Origin of the sequence: Clostridium sp. AF29-8BH (assembly GCF_003478145.1) — a bacterium.
In the GTDB taxonomy this organism is placed as follows: domain Bacteria; phylum Bacillota; class Clostridia; order Lachnospirales; family Lachnospiraceae; genus Otoolea; species Otoolea fessa.
The window spans coordinates 13,356-34,809 of sequence record NZ_QUEL01000005.1 but is presented as its reverse complement, the minus strand read 5'-3'; the positions used below and the strand labels follow the sequence as shown (position 1 = coordinate 34,809).

19 protein-coding genes and 1 pseudogene are annotated in these 21,454 nt (G+C 49.7%); all 20 read right to left on the bottom strand.

Translation table 11 applies throughout. The annotated features are described in order from the left end of the window. Nucleotides 1-27: 27 nt before the first annotated feature. A complete protein-coding gene (locus DWZ16_RS05075) occupies nucleotides 28-762 on the bottom strand; it encodes a 16S rRNA (uracil(1498)-N(3))-methyltransferase (protein ID WP_118522397.1) in 735 nt (244 codons plus the stop codon). A 2-nt stretch (nucleotides 763-764) separates the two neighbouring features. Then, nucleotides 765-1,721 (bottom strand): 50S ribosomal protein L11 methyltransferase, encoded by a 957-nt coding sequence (prmA, locus tag DWZ16_RS05070; protein ID WP_107001601.1) that lies wholly within the window; start codon nucleotides 1,719-1,721, stop codon nucleotides 765-767. 273 nt (nucleotides 1,722-1,994) lie between these two features. Further along, entirely contained in the window at nucleotides 1,995-2,756 is a 762-nt protein-coding gene (locus DWZ16_RS05065; RefSeq protein WP_107001602.1) for a sulfite exporter TauE/SafE family protein, read from the bottom strand. 92 nt (nucleotides 2,757-2,848) lie between these two features. Further along, nucleotides 2,849-4,105, bottom strand: a complete 1,257-nt coding sequence (gene hemW / locus DWZ16_RS05060) for a radical SAM family heme chaperone HemW (RefSeq protein WP_118522396.1) — start codon at nucleotides 4,103-4,105, stop codon at nucleotides 2,849-2,851. After that, nucleotides 4,105-5,919 (bottom strand): translation elongation factor 4, encoded by a 1,815-nt coding sequence (lepA, locus tag DWZ16_RS05055; protein WP_022359720.1) that lies wholly within the window; start codon nucleotides 5,917-5,919, stop codon nucleotides 4,105-4,107. Before lepA ends, hemW begins: the two co-directional genes overlap by 1 nt. Nucleotides 5,920-6,097: 178 nt before the next feature. Then, a complete protein-coding gene (gene spoIIP, locus DWZ16_RS05050) occupies nucleotides 6,098-7,324 on the bottom strand; it encodes a stage II sporulation protein P (protein WP_118522395.1) in 1,227 nt (408 codons plus the stop codon). Between the two features lie 88 nt (nucleotides 7,325-7,412). Beyond that, a complete protein-coding gene (gpr, locus tag DWZ16_RS05045) occupies nucleotides 7,413-8,414 on the bottom strand; it encodes a GPR endopeptidase (RefSeq protein ID WP_118522394.1) in 1,002 nt (333 codons plus the stop codon). A gap of 593 nt (nucleotides 8,415-9,007) precedes the next feature. Beyond that, nucleotides 9,008-9,613, bottom strand: coding sequence for a ribosome biogenesis GTP-binding protein YihA/YsxC (gene yihA / locus DWZ16_RS05040; RefSeq protein WP_107001606.1), 606 nt, complete (start codon nucleotides 9,611-9,613; stop codon nucleotides 9,008-9,010). Nucleotides 9,614-9,634: 21 nt separating this feature from the next. Next, entirely contained in the window at nucleotides 9,635-11,956 is a 2,322-nt protein-coding gene (gene lon, locus DWZ16_RS05035; protein WP_118522393.1) for an endopeptidase La, read from the bottom strand. A gap of 142 nt (nucleotides 11,957-12,098) precedes the next feature. Then, nucleotides 12,099-13,397, bottom strand: coding sequence for an ATP-dependent Clp protease ATP-binding subunit ClpX (gene clpX / locus DWZ16_RS05030; RefSeq protein ID WP_117795072.1), 1,299 nt, complete (start codon nucleotides 13,395-13,397; stop codon nucleotides 12,099-12,101). A 43-nt stretch (nucleotides 13,398-13,440) separates the two neighbouring features. Further along, entirely contained in the window at nucleotides 13,441-14,022 is a 582-nt protein-coding gene (gene clpP / locus DWZ16_RS05025; RefSeq protein ID WP_022359226.1) for an ATP-dependent Clp endopeptidase proteolytic subunit ClpP, read from the bottom strand. Nucleotides 14,023-14,271: 249 nt separating this feature from the next. Next, complete coding sequence (tig, locus tag DWZ16_RS05020) at nucleotides 14,272-15,558, bottom strand: trigger factor (RefSeq protein WP_022359227.1); 1,287 nt, start codon at nucleotides 15,556-15,558, stop codon at nucleotides 14,272-14,274. Nucleotides 15,559-15,757: 199 nt separating this feature from the next. After that, nucleotides 15,758-16,312, bottom strand: a complete 555-nt coding sequence (locus DWZ16_RS05015) for a DJ-1 family glyoxalase III (protein WP_118522392.1) — start codon at nucleotides 16,310-16,312, stop codon at nucleotides 15,758-15,760. Nucleotides 16,313-16,359: 47 nt separating this feature from the next. Continuing rightward, nucleotides 16,360-17,022, bottom strand: coding sequence for a phosphatase PAP2 family protein (locus tag DWZ16_RS05010; protein ID WP_182427297.1), 663 nt, complete (start codon nucleotides 17,020-17,022; stop codon nucleotides 16,360-16,362). Between the two features lie 47 nt (nucleotides 17,023-17,069). Continuing rightward, nucleotides 17,070-17,542, bottom strand: a pseudogene (locus DWZ16_RS05005) (CYTH domain-containing protein). A 36-nt stretch (nucleotides 17,543-17,578) separates the two neighbouring features. Next, entirely contained in the window at nucleotides 17,579-17,857 is a 279-nt protein-coding gene (locus DWZ16_RS05000; protein ID WP_118522390.1) for a DUF4160 domain-containing protein, read from the bottom strand. Continuing rightward, nucleotides 17,841-18,113 carry a hypothetical protein gene (locus DWZ16_RS04995; protein ID WP_107001611.1) on the bottom strand — a complete coding sequence of 91 codons (273 nt, stop codon included), beginning with the start codon at nucleotides 18,111-18,113 and terminating at the stop codon, nucleotides 17,841-17,843. The genes DWZ16_RS05000 and DWZ16_RS04995 overlap by 17 nt, the downstream gene beginning before the upstream one ends. A gap of 52 nt (nucleotides 18,114-18,165) precedes the next feature. Further along, on the bottom strand, nucleotides 18,166-18,453 hold the full coding sequence (locus DWZ16_RS04990; RefSeq protein ID WP_227589388.1) for a hypothetical protein: 288 nt from the start codon (nucleotides 18,451-18,453) through the stop codon (nucleotides 18,166-18,168). A 376-nt stretch (nucleotides 18,454-18,829) separates the two neighbouring features. Continuing rightward, the gene (locus tag DWZ16_RS04985) at nucleotides 18,830-19,822 is read right to left on the bottom strand and encodes a galactose/methyl galactoside ABC transporter permease MglC (RefSeq protein ID WP_107001612.1); all 993 of its coding nucleotides are present in this window, start codon (nucleotides 19,820-19,822) and stop codon (nucleotides 18,830-18,832) included. 14 nt (nucleotides 19,823-19,836) lie between these two features. Further along, nucleotides 19,837-21,345 (bottom strand): sugar ABC transporter ATP-binding protein, encoded by a 1,509-nt coding sequence (locus tag DWZ16_RS04980; RefSeq protein WP_107001613.1) that lies wholly within the window; start codon nucleotides 21,343-21,345, stop codon nucleotides 19,837-19,839. Nucleotides 21,346-21,454: the final 109 nt, after the last annotated feature.

Here is a 21,454-nt window from a genome sequence, read left to right as displayed (position 1 = left end):
ATCTCTATCTCCTTTGTAATTTTCCAATTACACTTCCAACTGCAGCATCAGCGCCGACAACATACACAAGCCTGCCGTCTCCGTCCGCAAAATTCTCTTTCCAAGCGTTACGATCTCCGCCCTGTTTTCCCTGGCAAGCTCGACTTCTTCGTCCTCAAAACCTCCCTCTGGACCGATGAAAACGGCGATATCCGTGCCCGGTTTGACTGACGCCAACAGTTCCCGCGTTTTCCGGATGCCGTCCGCCGACTCATACGGCAGAAGAACCATATCGTACCCGGCTGCCTCTTTGACCGCCTCTTTGTAGGTCATAAGCGGCGCCACCTCCGGGATAAGGCTGCGCTTGGACTGCTTCGCAGCGCTCTCAGAAACCGCATTCCATCGTTTTCCCTTCGCATCCGCTTTTTTCGCATCCAGCTTGACAACCGAGCGCTTCATGCTGACCGGAATCACCCGGTACACGCCCAGCTCCACCGCCTTCTGGATGATCAGTTCCATCTTATCGCCCTTCGGAAGTCCCTGGAACAGGTGAATCCGCGCCGGAAGCTCATTGTTTTCCCGTTCTTCCAGAATCTTTGCCGAAACATACTCTGGTTCCAGTTCTTCCACACGGCAGAAATAGTCGCCGCCCTCACGGCTGCTGATCATGATCTTCTCGCCCGGCTTCATCCGCAGGACATTACGGATATGGTTGACATCCGCGCCCTCAATCCGGATTTCTTCCGCCCCGATCTGGTGCGGTTCCACAAAAAAATGGTACATGATTATTTCTTCCTCGCTGTGACAGAAACCCACTCGCCCTGATGGGTGATCTCTACAATCTCAAAGGCATCGTTCGCCTCAAATGCCGCCTTGACTGCCTCTTCCTTCATATCAATGATACCCGATGTGATGAAGATACCATTTTTCTTAATATGAACCGGGATCTCTTTCTGCAGCATGATGATAACGTCTGCAAGAATATTGGCAACCGCAATGTCGTAATACTCGTATTTTACTTCGTCCTGCACTGCCTTGTCGTCGATGATGTTGCCCTGTACGACCTTGAACTGCTCCGGTGCAATTCCGTTTGCTTCCAGATTCTCGCCAACGGCTGTGATCGCATTTTCATCCAGATCCGTTCCAAATACGTGTTTTGCGCCCAGTTTTAACGCCGTGATGCCTAAGATACCGCTTCCGGTTCCGACATCAAGCACCTCTGAATCCGGTGTCACGTATTTTTCGAGCTGGCGGATGCACAGCTGCGTTGTCTCATGCATGCCCGTACCAAACGCCGTACCCGGATCGATCTGAATCAGCAGCTTGTCCTTGTGCTCCTCCGGCACTGTCTCCCAGGTCGGCTTGATGAGGATGTGATCGACCGTAAACGGTTTGAAATACTGTTTCCAGTTGTTGATCCAGTCCTTATCCTCCGTCTCGGATTCTGCAAACGTGCAGGCTCCCAAATCGGTAAACGGCTTCAATTCTTCCAGTGCCTCTTTGACTTTTGCCATCATCGCCGGGATATCATCGTCCTCATCGAGATAAAAACTTACCTTTGCCACGCCCTCATCCGGCGGAAGCTCCGGCAGAATGTCGATGAACATTCCCTTCGTCTCTTTCTCGGTCAGCGGGATATTGTCCTCAATCTCAATACCCTCGATGCCGAGCTCATCCAATGTGTAGCTGATGAGATCCACCGCCTCTGTGGTGGTCGTCAACGTAAATTTCTTCCATTTCATGTTCGTTACCTCTCTTTATTGAAATGACTTATCATCCAAATATTCACGTTTCATCACGCAGCTATTTTTGCATCATTTTCACTGTAAATGTGTCAAACGTTACTGTTCACAGGTAGGCACTTTTGGAACCGAAAGTGCCGTAAGAAAACGTGGTGGTGGCAGGAATTTGCCGTATTTAAATGCGAAGCCACGGCAAATTCCGTTACTGGGCACGTATGCGTGAACAGTAACTGTCAAACGAATGAATCCGCCTAATCGTTCTAATTTTCTTTTCTAATTTCCCAATAAAATCTTCACAAACAGGATCGCCAGCACTACCAGAATCAGCGGGCGCACGATCTTCTGTCCATTTCCCAATACCAGGCCGGAACCGATATAATTTCCTAAAATACTGCAGATCGCCGCAGCCAGTCCCAGCGTGTAAATGATCTTGCCGTGAATCACAAATGTGACAAACGCCGCCACATTGGACGAAAGATTGATCGCCTTTGTCGTACCCGCCGCCTCTTTCATCGTATAGCGCGCCGCTCCCGTGAGCACCAGCAGCAGGAAAGTTCCGGTTCCCGGTCCGTAAAAGCCGTCATAGATACCGATGATCAGCGCGGATGCCAGCGCAATCAGGAATGATTTCCGCTCCGGCAGGGTGCCCGCCAGCGAATCATCGCCCATTTTCTTATTCCGCATAACATAAAATGCTACAATCGGAAGAATCACGATCATCATATACTGTAAAATCTTATCGCTGACTAACAAAGTCAGGTTCGAACCGATCGAAGAACCGATCAGCGCCGCCACGATAAACCAAACCACCTTTTTAAACTGTATGTAACCGTTTTTGGCAAACCGCCCGGTGGCGATTGCCGTTCCCATCATGGAACTCATTTTGTTGGTTCCAAGCGCCATATGGGTCGGAACCCCGGCGATCAGGTACGCCGGAAGTGAAATCAATCCGCCTCCCCCTGCGATCGCATCCACAAAGCCTGCCAGAAATACCATCGGGCAGACGATTATAAACTGCAGTATCGTGCAATCCATGCTACATCCTCCAAAATTTTCATGCACGCCCAAATTCCTCCTGCCGTCGCAAAACAGGTGTCAAAAAGCGCTCCGGGCGTACATTTCTATTCTTATTGCAAAAACTCCGCCAGTGCATAGGTACTGACATCCAAACCATATTCCGTCAGGCGGATATGGCTATCTGTTTGGGCTGACGCTTCCAGCAATCCTTCTTTCAAAAGCCTCTCGATCACCTCGCCGTACACCGCTTCCATCGTCACGCCAAACCGGCGTTCAAACTCTGCCGTACAGACGCCGCCGGTCAGCCGCAGCCCCAGAAACATAAATTCTTCCATCCGCTCCTGACGGCTCACTTCGTGTATTTCCTCATACTGTGCGCCCGCTGCCAACTCTTCTTTCGTAAACGTCAGATAACGGTTCAAATCCGCCGTCACCTGAAAGCGTTTCCCGCCCGCCAGCGAGGACGCCCCCAGACCAAGCCCCAGATACTCCACGCCGGTCCAGTAACCGATGTTGTGGCGGCAGGCATAGCCCGGTCTGGCATAATTGGAAATCTCATACCGCTCATAGCCCCGCTTCGCCAGCGTTGTTTTCGTATGATGGTACATATTCCGGTCTGTCTCCTCATCCGGCAGACATTTGCAGTCTTCATACTTCGTCTGTAAACGCTTTGGCATCGAGGCATAATCGCCGTATTTCTCCAGATCCGCGCACATCTCCCCGTACTCTTCATATAACGGCGTGCCTTCTTCCACAATCAGGCTGTACGCGGAAATGTGTTCCGGTTCAAGGCTGCAGACGAACCGCAACGTCTCCTGCCAGCTCTCCTCCGACTGTCCCGGAAGCGCCGACATCAGATCGACATTGATATTGTCAAATCCAGCGTCCCGCGCAGCACGAAAGCTCTGCAAAAACTGCTCCCGCGTATGAATCCGCCCTAAAAGCCGCAATTCCTCCTCCGAAGCCGACTGCAGCCCCAGACTCAGGCGGCTGACCCCTGCATTCCGGTAACCGGCTGCCGAATCTGGTGTCAATGTCCCCGGATTCGCCTCCATCGTGATCTCCGCATCCGGCTCTACCCGAAAGACCTGCCGGACGGCTGCCAGAATCCGCTCAACCGCCGATGGCGGAAGCAGAGACGGCGTTCCGCCGCCGATAAAGATCGTCTCCACCGTCCGCCCTGCCAGATTTAGCCGCGGCGCCGCATTTTCAGGACACTGCCCTGCATCCTCTTCCGGAATGCTTTCAATCTCCCGGATCAGCTGATCCACATATTTCTCCCGCACGCACGCATCGGACGCAAACGAGAGAAAATCACAGTAGCGGCATTTGCGGACGCAGAACGGGATGTGTATATATAATTCCATTATTCCTCGTCCAGCTTCAGGACGCTCATAAATGCCTTCTGCGGAATCTCTACGTTTCCGATCTGACGCATACGTTTCTTTCCTTCCTTCTGCTTCTCCAGAAGTTTTCTCTTTCGGGAAATATCGCCACCGTAGCATTTTGCCAGAACGTCCTTCCGCATTGCCTTGACCGTCTCGCGGGCAATGATCTTTCCACCGACCGCCGCCTGGATTGGAATCTCAAATAAATGACGCGGAATCTCATCCTTGAGCTTCTCGCACATTTTTCTGCCGCGCTCATATGCCGAACCTTCGAATACGATGAAAGAGAGCGCGTCCACTTCCTCGCGGTTGACGAGAATATCCAGTTTTACCAGCTTGGATTCCTCGTAGCCCTTTAACTCATAATCAAACGACGCGTAACCGCGGGAGCGCGATTTCAATGCATCGAAGAAATCATAAATAATCTCATTTAACGGAAGTTCATATTTCAGCAGCGCACGGCTCGCCTCAATATACTCCATTCCCAGGTAAACGCCGCGGCGCTCCTGGCACAGCGTCATGATCGCACCGACAAACTCGGTCGTAACCATGATCTCCGCCGACACGATCGGCTCTTCCATATAGGCAATCTCGGACGGATCCGGGAGGTTTGACGGGTTTGTCAGCTCAATCATATCGCCGTTCGTCTTGTGCACCCTGTATACAACACCTGGCGCCGTTGTCACAAGATCCAGATTGTACTCGCGTTCCAGGCGTTCCTGGATAATATCCAGATGGAGAAGCCCCAGGAAACCACACCGGAAACCAAAGCCCAGCGCTACCGATGTCTCTGGCTCAAAATAGAGCGCTGCATCGTTGAGCTGCAATTTTTCCAGCGCGTCCCGCAGATCCGGATATTTCGCACCATCCGCCGGATAAAGACCGCAGTATACCATCGGCGTTACCTTCTTGTAACCCGGAAGCGGCTCTGCACATGGGTTGTCCAGATCGGTAATCGTATCGCCCACGCGGGTATCCTGCACATTTTTAATACTGGCAGTCACATAGCCAACCATACCGGCTGAAAGCTCTTCGCACGGAATAAACTGACCTGCGCCAAAATATCCAACCTCCACAACCTCGGCAGCCGCTCCGGTCGCCATCATTTTCATGCGTGTGCCTTTTTTGATCGTACCGTTCTTCACACGGCAGAATACGATAACGCCCTTGTAAGAATCATACAGGGAGTCGAAAATAAGCGCCTGCAACGATGCCTCCGGATCGCCCGCCGGTGCCGGGATCTTCTGCACGATCTCCTCCAGAACTGCCTCGACATTTAAGCCGGTCTTCGCAGAAATACGCGGTGCATCTGACGCCTCCAGACCGATCACATCCTCGATCTCCGCTGCCACGCGCTCCGGATCCGCACTCGGCAGATCGATCTTATTTAACACCGGAATGACCTCCAGATCATGATCCAGCGCCAGATATACATTCGCCAGCGTCTGCGCCTCGATTCCCTGTGCCGCATCCACAACCAGAATCGCACCGTCGCACGCCGCCAGGCTTCGGGAAACCTCGTAGTTAAAGTCCACATGTCCAGGCGTGTCGATTAGGTTAAAAATGTACTCCTGACCGTCTTTCGCCTTATATACCGTGCGGACTGCCTGCGACTTGATGGTAATACCTCTCTCCCGCTCCAGATCCATGTTATCAAGCACCTGCGCCTGCATCTCACGGCTCGTTAAAAGTCCCGTCATCTCAATAATACGATCTGCCAGCGTTGATTTGCCGTGATCGATATGTGCAATGATGCAGAAATTTCTGATTTTGCTCTGATCTATAATTGCCATCCGTTCATTCCTCTCTCTGTATCACTTTGTTTGGCAGCAACATGTTTGCTGCGATATCTTATTTTTTATTTAAAATCATCTTTTATAATAAATAACACCTGATCTAAATGAATATACCATTTTTTCAGGTACGCCGCAAGTCCTGAAATAGAAAAAGCCTTGACTAAAAGCCTTGCCATTAGCCTGTCAGCACCTGATCCAGAAGCTGCGCCAGCGGATCCATCGCATTGACCGCCTCTTCATATGTATTCGTCTGTGCTCCGACCTCAATCAACGCCGAGCGCGGGCGTAAATGTAGATTGTAACGAAGCCCCTTTAAATAAATCGTCCGCGTAAACCCAGGATATATCTGATCGGCATTCCACTTCATCTGAAAACTGAACGCCAGATTTTCCTTCCGGCAGGGATTTGCCAGATACTCAATCGGTCCGTCCGGCGTCTCGCTGGTACCGTTGAAAAACATGATCTGTGCCGTTGGTTTCCCTTCTATCTGCGTGACTAGATGCGTCTGCTCGCTGACACCGTCCCGGTGCACATCTAAAATCACCTGAATCGACGGGTATTTCTGCAAAAGGTTCGTGACACCCTCGCAGGCATATGTATAGGCACGGCTCCGGTCTAGATGCCCCGACTTCATATCATAGGCAGTTGTATCGTGCCAGACCTGATATCCTTTCGCCCGCAGCCGTTTTGCCAGCTCTTCCCCCAGAGACACCACCGCGCCCTTTCCGTCGCTTCCCGCATAATCTCTATAATTTTCCTGCGAATGGGTATGATAAATCAAGATCTGTGGTCCGTCCGCCTCGTCCTTCCTGATTGTCAGATCCATCGACAAAAATGTCTCTGCGTTCATCAGGCTCCGGTCAATCGACGCCGTCGGGTGGATTGTAAAAAAATGCTGGATCAGATAATCATAATCTTCCAGCTTTTTCCGCAGACGCGGGCTGTCCACCAGTGCGGCAGGATTTGCCCTCTCTGTCTTTTCTCCATTCTTTCCAGCACTATACAGCCTCTCTTCGTCCGTCTCTCCGCCGCCCTGTCTCCCACTTTCATGAACAAGCCCGTTCCATTTTCCAAGTAAAGTTCCATCCACCAGCCTACTCCCGGAAAACTGTGCCAGGAAATCCGTATACTCCTGCCGGACTTCCTGTTCTTCCAGATATTTATAATAGGACGGATCGGCTTCTCCCTGCGTCTGTTTCTTCCACCCGGCAAGTCTATGCCTTTTCCCATCCTCCGAATCTGGTATATCCCGCAAATTAGTCCCCCAGACCGGATACCAGGACCTTACCACCGCATTCTGCACAGCTGTCCAGATGAATGCACGCATCTTCCAGCCGACTGTCAGCAAAAACAGAACCATCAGGAGCCCGGCTGCCCTCTGCCACCACCGCACCGCATTCATCTCCCTTCTTTCCTGTTCTATCCTATGCGGTTAGCAAAGTGTAGTTTCCTGTTTGGTTCTGTTTTTCAATCTGGCATTTTTTTCAGTGTTATCTTTCTTCCTCCAGCCGTTCCATTGCCCGCCGGATCCCCTCGGCGATTGCAGCGCTCAGCTTGCAGATACGCTCGTCCATGTCCTGCGGGGTCACAAACATCGCTCCAAATTCAGGTTCCAGAAGTTCCCGGATCAGCTCATACTGGCTGTCCGAATCCAGTTCCCGGATGTATTCACCGTACCGGCTGCCCTCTTTTGAGGCGGTTAGTGTCCGCACTAACGCATTGACCGTCCCGTGAACGATCGCCGCCGCGCCCACAACCGTCGGAACGCCGATCGCGATTACCGGCACGCCGAGATTTTCCCGCGTCATTCCCCGGCGGTGGTTGCCGACGCCGGAACCCGGATGAATTCCTGTATCCGTCAGCTGAATGGTGCTTGCCAGACGGTGGACGTTTCGCGCCGCCAGCGCGTCGACCGCGATCACCAGATCCGGGCGGCTCTCCCGCACGACGCCGCGGACAATTTCTGCCGTCTCCATCCCTGTCTGTGCCATCACCCCTGGATGGATACCGCTGAGAACCGGATGCACCGTCCGCCCCGCTTTCTCAGCCGTATAGAGGTATGTGCCATTTCTTCTGCCTGGCTCCGTCCGCAGATGGCGGTTCATCGAAAGCCCATCCACCACGCGCGGTCCCAGCGAATCCGGCGTCACCTGCCGGTTTCCCAGTCCCGCTACCAGAATCGAAAGTCCGGCCATGGTTGAAGCACAGTTTTTCCGGATCAGAGACGCCAGCTGCCGTCCTAACTCCCCGGCAGCCGCCTCACAGTATGCGTCCTCTGTCTCCGACAGCCCCGGATCTTCCATCGTCAGGTAGGTTCCCATCGGCTTTCCCATTGATTCCGCACCTTTTTCGTTCAAAATCGAGACTTCCGTCATCCGGATCGAACTGCCATGACAGCGCCATTCCCGCAGCGCCACACCGCCGATTTCGCCCCCATCCCCCTCAAAACTTTCTCTCTCCTCCAACGCCAGATCCGTCCGATTTTCAAACATGGCTGCTCCCTTCTATCTCACAACTCAATCACAACCCGCACCACTATAAGGCTTAAATTCCATCCTGTCACTTTTTACTTCAAGATAGCCTTATTATTTTTCTCAATTCGTAACTGTTCAGTATCTTCACAGTCACGCGCAAAAATCCATTAAAAATTGCCTACGGCAATGGGATTTTTGCCTGCTGGCCCATGTTTTCGTACGGTCAGCGCAGTAAATGCGCAGACCTACTGAACAGTTACCTCAATTCTTATATTTTCCAGAAATATATGTTTTATTCTCTCAAAAAATCCTAACGTAAAAAACTGCGCCACCCAGCCCAGATATTTGACATCGCCCGCAAGGATAGGCGCCGCCTGATATCCGGTCAGATACCGCAGTTTATACGTTTATTTTTCGAATTTTTCTAAAACTCTATTCTATTTCTCGCCGTCCGCACTCTCCACCGGCGTTACTGTTCACACATGTGTGCTCAGCAACGGGATTTTGCCGATGCTACGCATTCCAAATCGGCAAAATCTGCTGCCGGAACTGTATCGTACGGAATTTTCAGTTCAGAAAATTCCTACCTGTGAACAATTACCCACCGGCATCTATTCCCCCGGATGTTCCACCTTCCAGATCTCCGTCTCCAGATAGTTCCAGATCTCTTCTCTGCCCTGTTTTGTCTCGGCGGAGAACGGAATCATCATCACTTCGGTGCCGACTCCCAGACCTGTTCTGAGAATCTTTAACTGTTTCTGGAGCTGGCTGCGCTTGATCTTGTCAGCCTTGGTCGCAATCAGGATCGGCTGGAAGCCCTGGGAAACGATCCAGTCGTACATGAGTTTGTCGTTTGAAGACGGCTCATGACGGATATCAATCAGCAGGAAGACGCAGCGAAGCATCTGCGATTTGTGCAGATAATTCTCAATCATCTTGCCCCACTTTGCCTTGACCTCAACGCTCGCGCGCGCGTAGCCGTACCCTGGCAGATCGACGTAGTAAAACGCGTCGTTGATATGGTAAAAATTGATCGTCTGGGTCTTGCCCGGCTGCGAGGATGTTCTCGCATAGGATCGGCGGTTCATCAGCGCATTGATCAGGGACGATTTGCCGACGTTTGATTTGCCTGCAAACGCGAATTCAGGCTGTGTATTTGCCGGCAGCTTACTGGTGATACCGCAGACGGTTTCCAGATTTACATCTTTTATAATCATATTTTTTCTCCTACTAAACCGCTATTTCTCCGGTACAAATGCCTCTCGGATGACTTCGTTCATCTCCTTGATGTATACGATCTCCATTCCTTTCGTGATTTCCTTCGAAAGTTCCTCGACATCCGGCTGATTTTTCGCCGGTACCAGTACCTTTTCCACCTGCGCCATGCGGGCTGCGAGCAGTTTTTCTTTCAGACCGCCGATCATCAGCACATGACCGCGCAGCGTTACCTCGCCGGTCATCGCCACACGCGGCAGTACCTTCCGTCCTGTCACCGCCGACAGCATCGCCGTTGCCATCGTGATTCCGGCCGACGGACCATCCTTCGGCACCGCGCCCTCCGGGATATGCAGGTGAATATCGTGTTTCTCGAAATAGTTCTCCTTCACGCCGTAATCAGATGCAACCGAACGCACATAGGTCAGTGCAATCTGCGCCGACTCCTTCATGACATCGCCCATCTGACCCGTCATCTGCAGCACGCCTTTGCCCGGCATGACATTGACCTCGATCTGCAGTGTATCGCCGCCGACGCTCGTCCACGCCAGACCGCGCACGATACCGACCTGTGCCTCATTTCCGGCTGCATCGAAGAAGACTTTCTCGCGTCCCAGATAATGATCCAGATTCCGCTCTGTCACTCGGATCGACGGTTTCTTCTTCTCCAGCACCTCTCTGGCTGCCTTGCGGCAGATATCGCCAACCCGGCGCTCCAGATTCCTGACTCCAGCTTCCCTGGTGTAGCTGTGAATCATTTTCTCCAGCGCCGGACCCGTGATATTTAACTGTTCCTTCGAAAGACCATTCTTCTCCAGCTGTTTCGGAATCAGATAGTCTTTTGCAATGTGATATTTTTCATTTTCCGTGTAACTATTGACTTCAATCAGCTCCATACGGTCCAGCAGCGGTCCAGGGATCGTCTGCGTTGTATTCGCCGTCGCGATAAATAATACCTCCGACAGGTCAATCGGGATCTCCACATAATGGTCGCGGAATTTCACATTCTGCTCGCTGTCCAGCACCTCTAAGAGCGCCGAGGATGTATCTCCCTTATAATCACTGCTGACTTTGTCGATCTCATCCAGCAGCATCAGCGGATTGGCAACCCCTGCCTGCTTGAGCCCTTCCACGATGCGTCCCGGCATCGCGCCGACGTAGGTCTTTCTGTGACCGCGGATCTCCGCCTCGTCGCGCACGCCGCCCAGGCTGATGCGGACATATTTGCGTCCCATCGCCTTCGCAATCGAACGAGCGATCGAAGTTTTACCGGTTCCAGGCGGTCCCACCAGACAAAGGATCGGGCTGGTGCCCTTCTTCGTCAGGATGCGGACTGCCAGGTATTCCAGCACGCGCTCTTTGACCTTTTCCAGACCATAATGGTCGGCTTCCAGAATCTCTTCCGCATGCTTCAGGCTCGCGTTATCCTTCGTCATTTTGTTCCACGGCAGTTCCAGCACCGTTTCCAGATATGTCCGGATCACATTCGCATCCTGGCTGCCAGCCGGCATATTCTGGAAACGGTTGATCTCCTTGCGGATCCGCTCCTTTACTTCCACGCTGGCTTTGATCTTCTTCAACTGTTCCTTCATCTCATCCGCATCAGAGACCGGATTTTCCTCTCCCAGCTCCTCCCGGATCACACGCAGCTGTTCCCGCAGAATATAATCACGCTGATTTTTATCCAGCGCCGCCCTTACCTTCGTCTGAAACTCGCGTTTCACGCGGTAAACCTCTAATTCCGTCAGCAGAAGCTGCAGCTCTGTCTCATACATCTCCGTCAGCGTCCGGCATTCCAGCACCGACTGGCGCGCTTCATAGTTCCACGGGAACTGGGCTGATATCTGGTTCATTAATTCGGTCAGATCTGGCTGTGCAATCAACGGACTTAATACTTCACGTCCCGCTGCCACATTTAATTTTCCGTATTCTTCCAGCTTTTCTTTCAGAATCCGGAGCATCGCCTCTTTCTGAATCGTGTCCAGATCGTCCTCGACCGGATCCAGAATCTCCACGATCGCAGTGCAGCATGACTCGCCCTTCTCCATCTCCAGAAGCTTGGCTCTCTCCTGCCCTTCCACCGTGACGCGCACCATGCCGCCCGGCATCTTGACAAGCTGTTTCACGTAGCCAATCGTTCCTACCTGAAAAATCCCATCAATATCCGGGATCACCTCATCCGGCTGCTTCTGCGTCGCCAGAAATACTCGCTGATCGCCCACCATAGCCTGCTCCACCGCCGCGATGGATTTATCCCGGATGATATCGAAATTTACCGTCATCTGCGGCAGCACGGTCAGTCCGCGCAGCGCGATCATCGGCATTGTCAGTTTCTTATCTTCCATAACACCTTTATCTTTCTTACATCAAACGTATCGTTATTTCCTGTGAAAAGAAAAACAGGGGTCTGCCTATGGCAGTTCGCCATCTCACAGACCCCATTAACAGCCGCCATTCTCAAGCTGCTGCATTTATTTTCCTTTACATTTACGCAATCTCGCCGGTTCTGTCTTTCTTAGAACGTCCTGTAAAAGACTTGCGGGGCACCGTATTGTCGCGATATACCAGCTCCGGCGCACTCTTTCCCTCGACTACGTCTTTGGTAATCGTGCAGATGCCGATCGTGGAATCGGACGGAATCTCATACATGGTATCCATCATCAGGGACTCCATGATAGAACGAAGTCCTCTGGCTCCCGTCTTTCTCTCGACTGCCATGTGGGCGATCGCCATCAGCGCATCATCCGTGAACTCCAGCTTCACGCCGTCCAGATCGAGAAGCGCCTGATACTGCTTGATCAGCGCATTCTTCGGCTCTCTTAAAATGCGGACCAGCGCCTCCTCATTGAGCGTCTGGAGCGATACCGTGATTGGCACACGACCGATAAACTCCGGAATCAGACCAAACTTCGTCAGATCCTGCGGCATTACCTGTTTCAGAAGCTCATCGATATCCTGATGCTTGCGATCCACAATATCGGAGTTAAATCCGATGGAACCGGCACCTAAACGGCTGTCGATGATCTTCTCCAGACCGTCAAATGCACCGCCGCAGATGAACAGGATGTTGGTCGTATCGATCTGAATCAGTTCCTGCTGCGGATGCTTTCTGCCGCCCTGCGGCGGAACACTGGCAATGGTTCCTTCCAGAATCTTTAAAAGCGCCTGCTGTACACCCTCGCCCGATACATCGCGGGTGATAGATACATTTTCAGACTTCTTCGTAATTTTATCAATCTCATCAATATAAATGATGCCGTACTCTGCCTTGCTGACGTCGTAATCAGCCGCCTGGATGATCTTCAAGAGAATGTTCTCTACATCCTCGCCGACATATCCAGCCTCGGTCAGAGTGGTCGCATCCGCGATGGCAAACGGTACATTTAAGATCTTCGCCAGCGTCTGCGCCAGGTATGTCTTACCGGAACCGGTCGGTCCGAGCATCAGGATGTTGCTCTTCTGAAGCTCTACATCCTGCGTGGACTTGGACATAACTCTCTTGTAATGGTTATAAACTGCTACGGAGAGCACCTTCTTGGCGTCGTCCTGTCCGATGACATACTCATCGAGAAATTCTTTGATTTCCTTCGGCTTCAGCAGGTTGATTCCGCTGAAATCCGGTCCTTTTTCCTGATCGGCAAATTCCTCTTCCAGAATCTCCGAGCAGAGTTCGATACAGTCATCGCAGATATATACATTATCTGTGCCAGCGATCAGTTTTCTAACCTGATCCTGTGTCTTGCCGCAAAATGAGCAGCGTATTTTGTCGTCTGTTCTGCCTGGCATACTTCCACCTTGTTCCTTTCTATTATTCCATCCAGAAATCTAATTAGTGGTTGGTAATGACACAATCAATCAGACCATACTCTTTCGCCTGCTCTGCTGTCATGTAATTATCACGCTCTGTATCACGCACGATCACGTCATACGGCTGGCCTGTATTGGCTGCCAGAATCTCATTTAATTTCTTCTTGGTACGAAGAATATTCTCCGCTACGATCTGGATCTCGGTTGCCTGTCCTCTCGCGCCGCCGGATGGCTGGTGAATCATCACTTCTGCGTTCGGAAGTGCATATCTCTTTCCTTTGGTACCGCCGGAAAGCAGGAATGCGCCCATGCTGGCTGCCATACCCAGACAGATGGTAGATACATCACATTTGATATAATTCATCGTGTCATAGATCGCCATACCTGCGGTAACAGAACCGCCCGGGCTGTTGATATATAAGCTGATATCCTTATTCGGATCCTCTGCCTCCAGAAACAGAAGCTGTGCTACAACCAGGCTGGCTGTCACATCATTTACTTCCTCTCCCAGGAAAATGATACGATCTTTAAGCAAACGGGAGTAAATGTCATACGTCCGCTCGCCGCGGCTGGTGGATTCAAGGACATAAGGTACTAAACTCATGATTCTTCCTCCTATAATTGAGAATGAATGTTTATGGCAAAAATTGTTACAGTTCACACGCGTGCAAACTGTAACAGGATTTTGTTGATGCTTCGCATTACAAATCAGCAAAATCTGCTGCCACTATGTTATCGCACGGCACTTTCGGTTCCAAAAGTGCCTGCCTGTGAACAGTAATACAAAATTCTATGATGCCTTAGGACACCATAGAATTCTGCCGTATTTCAGTATTCGCTTTTATCGGTTTGATTAAGCAAGCTTTGCCTGCTCTACCAGTAAATCGATCGCTGCCTGAACTTTCAGGTCCTCACGGATCTGCTCTTTCTCGCGCTCACCCATCATTTCTTTCAGCTTAGCGCCTTCCAGTTTGTAGGATGCTGCGATCTCGTTGATCTGCTCGTCAAGCTTCTCATCGGAAACTTCTACGTTCTCAACTTCAACTACTTTCTCAAGAACCAGTCTGGTCTTGATTCTCTTCTCTGCTTCCGGACGCATCTGCTCCATCAGCTTCTCCGGTGTCATGCCGGTATATTTCATGTAATCGTTGATGTTTAAGCCCTGGCTCTGCAGACGGCGAGCGTAGTTCTCTACCATCTCTCTTGCCTGAGTGTCAACCATCGGCTGCGGCAGTTCCATCTGAGCGTTCTCAACTACTTTTTCGATTACGTTGTTCTCGTTCTCTACTTTAGCATCCTGCTCTTTCTTCTCCTGCAGTTTCTTGCGGATGTCTGCTTTGTACTCATCCAGAGTATCGAAATCAGATACTTCGCTTGCGAACTCATCGTTCAGCTCCGGAAGCTCGTTTCTCTTAACTTCTTTGATGGTTACAACGAACTTAGCCGGTTTGCCAGCCAGCTCATCTGCATGGTACTCAGCCGGGAAAGTAACGTTTACGTCACAGGTCTCGCCTTTTTTCTTGCCGATTAACTGATCCTCAAAGCCCTCGATGAAGGAATGGGAACCGATTACCAGCGGATAATCTGTACCAGCGCCGCCGTCAAATGTCTTGTCATCAATGTAGCCAGTGAAGTCGATGATAGTGTTGTCGCCGTCCTCGATTGCGCCGTCTTCTACATCGATCAGTCTGCCGTTTTTCTTACGTGCTGCAGTCAGCTCGTTCTCTACATCCTCGTCTGTCACAACAGCTTCTGCCTTCTTAACTTCTACGCCTTTGTACTCGCCCAGAGTTACTTCCGGTTTCAGAGCTACGGTTGCCTCGTAGATGAATGCCTTACCTTTTTCGATCTGAGTTACTTTGATCTCCGGAGTGGAAACGATCTCTTCCTTGCTCTCCTCTGCTGCCTTCGGATAAGATGCGTCGATCACTTCGTTTGCTGCATCCTCATAGAAAATGCCAGCGCCATACATCTTCTCCAGCATAGCTAACGGTGCTTTACCTTTACGGAATCCCGGGATGCTGAATTTGTTTTTGTTCTTGTTGTACGCATTTTTGATTGCTGCATCAAACTCTTCAGCCGGAACTTCGATGGTCAGCTTTGCCATGTTCTTCTCTAATTTTTCTACCTGTAAACTCATTTTAAGGGGTCCTCCTTGCTTCTATATGTGAACCGCCATTCTACCGGGCGTTACACTTCAAGATAGCATTATAGCATATCTGCGTGCTAAATACTAGCGGAAAATATAATTTTGCGTTCACTTTTTGCGGGTTTATGAGTGGTTTTAGGTGGGTTTTATGCCATTTTTGATGCATTTTCTGTATGTTTCTAAGTTGAAACTACACCTGGTCATACTGAATTGAATCTTTGACCTGTAATGCTACCGGGCGATCGACTAAGAGCGATGCCAGCTCAATTCCCAGATCCAGCGCATATCCAAGTCCACGCGCCGTTGTGATATTGCCGTCCGTCACAACGCCCGCGCCCGTCAGCTTCGCACCGGTCAGGGCATCCTCAAAGCCCGGATAGCAGGTTGCCTTCTTGTCCTTCAAAAGCTCCAGCTGCCCCAGAATGCTCGGAGCCGCACAGATCGCTGCCAGGCGCTTTCCAGCAGCATCTGCCTGCACCAGTGCATCGCAGAGCGGTTTGCACGCCATCAGATTTTTCGTTCCCGGCATACCGCCCGGAAGGAACAGAAGATCCGCTTTCATCGGATCAATCTCATGCAGCAGGGTGTCTGCATGAATGCCAAATCCATGTGCGCCCTTCACCTCTTTTTTACCCGTAATCGAAACCAGTTTTACCTTCACACCCGCGCGGATCAGCACGTCCGCCGTTGCCAGACATTCCACTTCTTCCAGTCCATCTGCTAAAAATGCGTATACTACAGCCATGATTATTTCCTCCTTTTCTTTGTTTTTATAACACTTTTTATATTAAATTATTTATTTGTTTTCCACAAAGCAATCATTTTTCCTTTTGAAAATGCCTTTACTAGTACCCACACATTCACCGCCTCGTCAAGAATCAGGCTCAAAATCCAGCCACAGAGCACATCGACCAGCGAATGCTGTTTGATGAACATGGTTGAAAGACAAATCAGAATCGTGACAATCCACGAAAGTGTACGGATCGGTTTCTTGTTCCGCACACTTGCCGCGTGGCAGATCGTCAGATGTACCGCCACAGTGCTCGATACATGGATCGACGGGCAGACATTGTTCGGCGGATCCACCCTCCGCAGAAACCGCACAATCTGCGCGCAGAAATTCTGTGATGTGATCTCCTGCCGCAGATTTAAACCGTTTGGTGCCAGCAGGTAGACAAATAAGCAAAAGGTTGCTCCTGAAAACATCACAAAGCAAAGTCTCAGATATGCCTCCCGATCCTTGATCATAAAATAAATCATAAACACCGGCACCCACGCGTACCACAGAAAATACGGCAGTACAAACCATTCATTAAACGGTATCAGGTCATCGACCGCACAATGTATAATATGAACATCCGATGGTTCATGCAGCTCCAGCAGAAAAAATCCTGACAGAAACACCAGCATATAGAGTCCTGCCAGACAGTAGCGGTGCGTTTTGATCCAATTCATTACTTGTTTTATCATTAATAATATACCTTTGTATTGTTCTTTCGTTTTTATTCTTTCGTTTTTAATACCAGGTTTTCCGCCAGCGCCAGACGGCTGTTCTGGTACTCGCCCGTAAACGTCACCTCGCGCCCGAACCATTCCGGCGGCACAAAGGCAAGTGCGGCTTCCTCACTTGGAAATTCAACCTCCGCCAGCTTCAATCCCTCATATTCACCTAAAAAAATGTCCAGCTCAATCGTGTACTCCGTTCCTTCCATCGGAATCAGATAACGCTTTTTCGTCAGATCCTGCCGTCAGCCTTCGAGCGGAGATGCTCATAGGATTCCTTCGTCAGCGGCAGATTGTATTCCTCCCGCGCCATCAGTCCTTTGGATTTGTAGGTCAGATAATAGGTGTCATCCTCCTGACGGACACGCACAACCGGGGCAGTGCTTAGATATGCCTGCTCGATCTGGTGGAAGGGGTATCCGGCTATATCAAATGGAATGTGACTAATTAAATATTTGCGTTCGATTTCCATAAAATTAGTTGTCCTTTTTATATTTCTTAAAAAGTCTTAACAAAAGTACCGTATTTCTCCAAAATGAGAAAGCCATTTTTCTATAATTTCTTCACTGTTGGCCTCTATCACCCGAATCATACTGTTCAAAATTTGGGCTGATATTTTGGAAGAATTGTGGCTGAGCAATGCCTTGCCCGTACTGGTTATCCACACTTTTGTCGCATTTGAAGTTGCTCCTCCCTCTGCAATATGGACATGCACCGGTTCCAGCGGCTCATTTTCATTCGACCAAAAATATACAATATATGGTCCAATCCTAAAAATTTGCGGCACTCAGAATTCCTCCCTCTTGTGAAAACTCCATAATCAAGTGTGCATTTTCCCGAATCAGTTTCTTGAAATAACTCATTTCCATATCTGAATAACCATTTATATTCTCCCACTTGTAATCTGGCAAATAGCATATCGCATTGTGAAATCCATCTTTTTCATCGGGTGTTTCTATATAAACTTTAACCCTGCCATCTGCCCGCATTTCAGAATGGGTAATTTCCGTATCATCATTTAAGGTCATAAATGGGTACATCATCTTTCTTCCTCCTCTCATTTATCCTCAAAACAGTTTTAACCACGGCTGCTTTCTACTTATTCAGCATCCCCATCACCACAACCACCACAAACAGTACCACCATCACGCCGATAAAAATATCCATCGTCCGCACAGAGACATGCACATGGTCATAGATGCGCTCTTTGATGGTCTTTTCTTTCATGAGTTCCAGCTCCCGGCGGAGCTTTTCATTCTCCGCTTCCAGTTCCTCCAGAGTTTTATCTGCCGTCTCCTCTGCCGCTTCTTTCGCCGTCTCCAGTTTTTCGCTCACTGTTTCTTTTATCGTCTCATTCTTTTCCAGCATTTCGTTTTCGCTCATCCTTGTTCCTTTCAGAATATGGCTTGTTTTCTCTGCTGCTCACTCTGAAACAGCCTCTTCTCTTATTATATCCATAAAAATAAGTTCAGGCAATCCAAAAATATTTTTCCGTCACTGTCAAAGCAAGCGCTGGCACGCCATCTCGTCCACCATCCCCCTGCCGATTACAACTTTTCAGATTTATACAAGAAAAAATCCTGCCCGGCAGGGCTGTTTATATAATAGGAGATTCCAACGGATTCTCCCATTATATAAAAAACTCCCCCGCCATGCATCCATGGAGAGGGAGTTTTGGATTTGTTTTCAATATTTATGTACGGTTCCCGACGACTTTTCATATGGTACATACATTCTCGTCAGAACACAGTTAATCTTATTACTTCTTCGCAATGTACTTACGGATATCCAGTGCAATCGCAACAACGATAACGATACCCTGTGCGATATACTGGTAGTTCGGGTCGATGCCAAGGAACTGCAGACAGGTCTTTAAGAACTCGAATACAAGTACACCGATGATAACACCGGAGATACGTCCGATACCACCGTTTACAGATACACCACCGATGGTACAAGCTGCAATAGCCTCCAGCTCGTAACCGTTACCGGTATTTACACCGGCACCACCGGACTTAGCTCCCAGAAGGAAACCAGCGATGGCATACAGTGCAGTAGCTGTTACATAGATGATGATCTTGGTTTTCTTAACATTTACACCAGCAACCTCTGCTGCTGCCTCGTTGCCGCCGATTGCATACATATATTTACCATGGCGGGTGTAGTTAAATACGAACCACATGATCGCGCCGATGACAAATGCAATGATGAACAGGTACGGAATACCGAAGAAGTTACCATTTGCAATGATGGTATACTCCTGACGATAACCGCCTAACGGAACGGATTTTGTGTAAACCAGGTTGATACCGTATACGATCATCTGCATACCCAGGGTACCGATGAAAGCCGGTACATTCAGGTAAGCAACTACGATACCATTGATAAGACCAAATACACAGCAGATAGCAATACAGATAAGGAGAATCAGCCATACGTTCTGCTCGCCAAATCCTTTGGTAAGTTCAAAATGTCCGCTGTAATCACTCTTCTGGAGCAGAGTACCTGCCAGGCAGGCAGAAAGTCCAACCAGACGTCCTGCAGAAAGGTCGGTACCTTTCGTAATCAGACAGCCGGATACGCCGACTGCGATGATGAAACGGCATGCTACGTTGATGGAAATGTTGCTAAAGTTGCTACGGCTGAAGAAGTTCTGTTTTGTCACACCAACAAAGAGAACCATCAACAGGATCAGAATAACGATACCGTTATTGATCAATATATCTTTTACATTCAGTTGTTTCTTATCCATTCTCTCTTCCTCCTTTAGAACTTAGTCGCGTAGCTCATGATACGCTCCTGAGTTGCTTCCTCACCCTGTACCTCACCGGTAATGTGACCATTACACATGACAAGGATACGGTTCGACATACCAATCAGCTCCGGCATCTCAGATGAAATCATGATGATACCTTTGCCCTGCTTTGCCAGGTCAATCATGATCTGGTAGATCTCGTACTTGGCACCAACGTCGATACCACGGGTCGGCTCATCCATGATGAGGATATCCGGGTTGTTGGCCAGCCAGCGGGAAATCAGAACCTTCTGCTGGTTACCGCCTGAAAGTGACTGAATCAGTGTCTTACTGCTCGGTGTCTTGATTGAAAGCTTTGCCACGTTATCCTTGACAAGCTGCTCAATCTTCTTCTTATTCAGTTTGATACCATAGTGTAAATACTGATCCAGGGAGGAAATTGATACATTATCTGCAATGGACAGACATCCCAGAATACCAGTTCCGCGTCGGTCCTCGGTAATCATACCGATACCGCCCCGGATTGCATCCTGCGGACGCTTAATGTTCATTTTCTTACCCTTAATATAAACTTCTCCGGATTTAATATGACGCATACCGAAGATACCTTCCATCAGTTCCGTTCTCTGAGCACCTACCAGGCCGCCGAATCCAAGAATCTCGCCTCTTCTAAGGGTGAAGGAGCAATCCTGGAAGGAACGATCATGGATACTGGAATATCCTCTGACATCCAGCAGTACCTCTCCGGCTTTTGTATCATTCTTCGGAGGATAGATATTGGTCAGCTCACGACCAACCATCTGTTTGACGATCTCATCATCCGAAATCTCGTCCATATGCCAGGAACCAACATAGGTGCCGTCTCGCATGATGGTAATATCATCACAAATCTCACGAATCTCCGCCATCTTATGGGAAATATAGATGAGGGATACGCCTCGTGATTTCAGGTCACGGACAATGCGGAAAAGCGCCTCTACCTCATTATCCGTCAAGGAGGAAGTCGGCTCGTCCAAAATTACAACTCTGGCATTTAAGGATACAGCCTTGGCAATCTCGACAGACTGCATCTGGGCGATGGACATGGTTCCCAGTTTTGCCTTCGGGTTATACGGCATCTTAACATCGTCCAGCCATTTTGCTGTCTCTTCAAACATCTTTTTATGGTCGATGACCTGAATCGGACCAAATTTCTTGGTTGGATAACGACCGGTGTACATATTCTCTGCTACCGTTCTCTCAGGTATCGGCTGCAGCTCCTGATGTACCATGGCCAGTCCTCTGTGAAGGGCTTCATCCGGATTGTGGATCTCCACTTTTTCTCCATCCAGATATACCTCACCTTCATCCATATGATAAATACCAAAGAGACATTTCATCAAGGTGGATTTACCAGCGCCGTTTTCTCCCATCAGTGCATGGACGGTGCCGGGACGTACTTTGAGGTTTATCTTGTCCAGAGCTTTTACGCCAGGGAAGCTTTTCGATACCCCGCGCATCTCCAATCTGTACTCTGCCATCCCATTCTCTCCTTTCATAAAATCGGGTGTGCCATCTGCACACCCGACACTTTATTCACTCCCCTGCAGGGGAGTGATATGTTCATAACCGTCCTTCTCTGAACAGCTA

Excerpts from the sequence above, each read along its gene's own strand:
- DWZ16_RS05075 (WP_118522397.1), bottom strand. The coding sequence starts at position 762 with ATGTACCATTTTTTTGTGGAACCGCACCAGATCGGGGCGGAAGAAATC.
- prmA (WP_107001601.1), bottom strand. The coding sequence starts at position 1,721 with ATGAAATGGAAGAAATTTACGTTGACGACCACCACAGAGGCGGTGGAT.
- DWZ16_RS05065 (WP_107001602.1), bottom strand. The coding sequence starts at position 2,756 with ATGGATTGCACGATACTGCAGTTTATAATCGTCTGCCCGATGGTATTT.
- hemW (WP_118522396.1), bottom strand. The coding sequence starts at position 4,105 with ATGGAATTATATATACACATCCCGTTCTGCGTCCGCAAATGCCGCTAC.
- lepA (WP_022359720.1), bottom strand. The coding sequence starts at position 5,919 with ATGGCAATTATAGATCAGAGCAAAATCAGAAATTTCTGCATCATTGCA.
- spoIIP (WP_118522395.1), bottom strand. The coding sequence starts at position 7,324 with ATGAATGCGGTGCGGTGGTGGCAGAGGGCAGCCGGGCTCCTGATGGTT.
- gpr (WP_118522394.1), bottom strand. The coding sequence starts at position 8,414 with ATGTTTGAAAATCGGACGGATCTGGCGTTGGAGGAGAGAGAAAGTTTT.
- yihA (WP_107001606.1), bottom strand. The coding sequence starts at position 9,613 with ATGATTATAAAAGATGTAAATCTGGAAACCGTCTGCGGTATCACCAGT.
- lon (WP_118522393.1), bottom strand. The coding sequence starts at position 11,956 with ATGGAAGATAAGAAACTGACAATGCCGATGATCGCGCTGCGCGGACTG.
- clpX (WP_117795072.1), bottom strand. The coding sequence starts at position 13,397 with ATGCCAGGCAGAACAGACGACAAAATACGCTGCTCATTTTGCGGCAAG.
- clpP (WP_022359226.1), bottom strand. The coding sequence starts at position 14,022 with ATGAGTTTAGTACCTTATGTCCTTGAATCCACCAGCCGCGGCGAGCGG.
- tig (WP_022359227.1), bottom strand. The coding sequence starts at position 15,558 with ATGAGTTTACAGGTAGAAAAATTAGAGAAGAACATGGCAAAGCTGACC.
- DWZ16_RS05015 (WP_118522392.1), bottom strand. The coding sequence starts at position 16,312 with ATGGCTGTAGTATACGCATTTTTAGCAGATGGACTGGAAGAAGTGGAA.
- DWZ16_RS05010 (WP_182427297.1), bottom strand. The coding sequence starts at position 17,022 with ATGAATTGGATCAAAACGCACCGCTACTGTCTGGCAGGACTCTATATG.
- DWZ16_RS04995 (WP_107001611.1), bottom strand. The coding sequence starts at position 18,113 with ATGATGTACCCATTTATGACCTTAAATGATGATACGGAAATTACCCAT.
- DWZ16_RS04990 (WP_227589388.1), bottom strand. The coding sequence starts at position 18,453 with ATGAGCGAAAACGAAATGCTGGAAAAGAATGAGACGATAAAAGAAACA.
- DWZ16_RS04985 (WP_107001612.1), bottom strand. The coding sequence starts at position 19,822 with ATGGATAAGAAACAACTGAATGTAAAAGATATATTGATCAATAACGGT.
- DWZ16_RS04980 (WP_107001613.1), bottom strand. The coding sequence starts at position 21,345 with ATGGCAGAGTACAGATTGGAGATGCGCGGGGTATCGAAAAGCTTCCCT.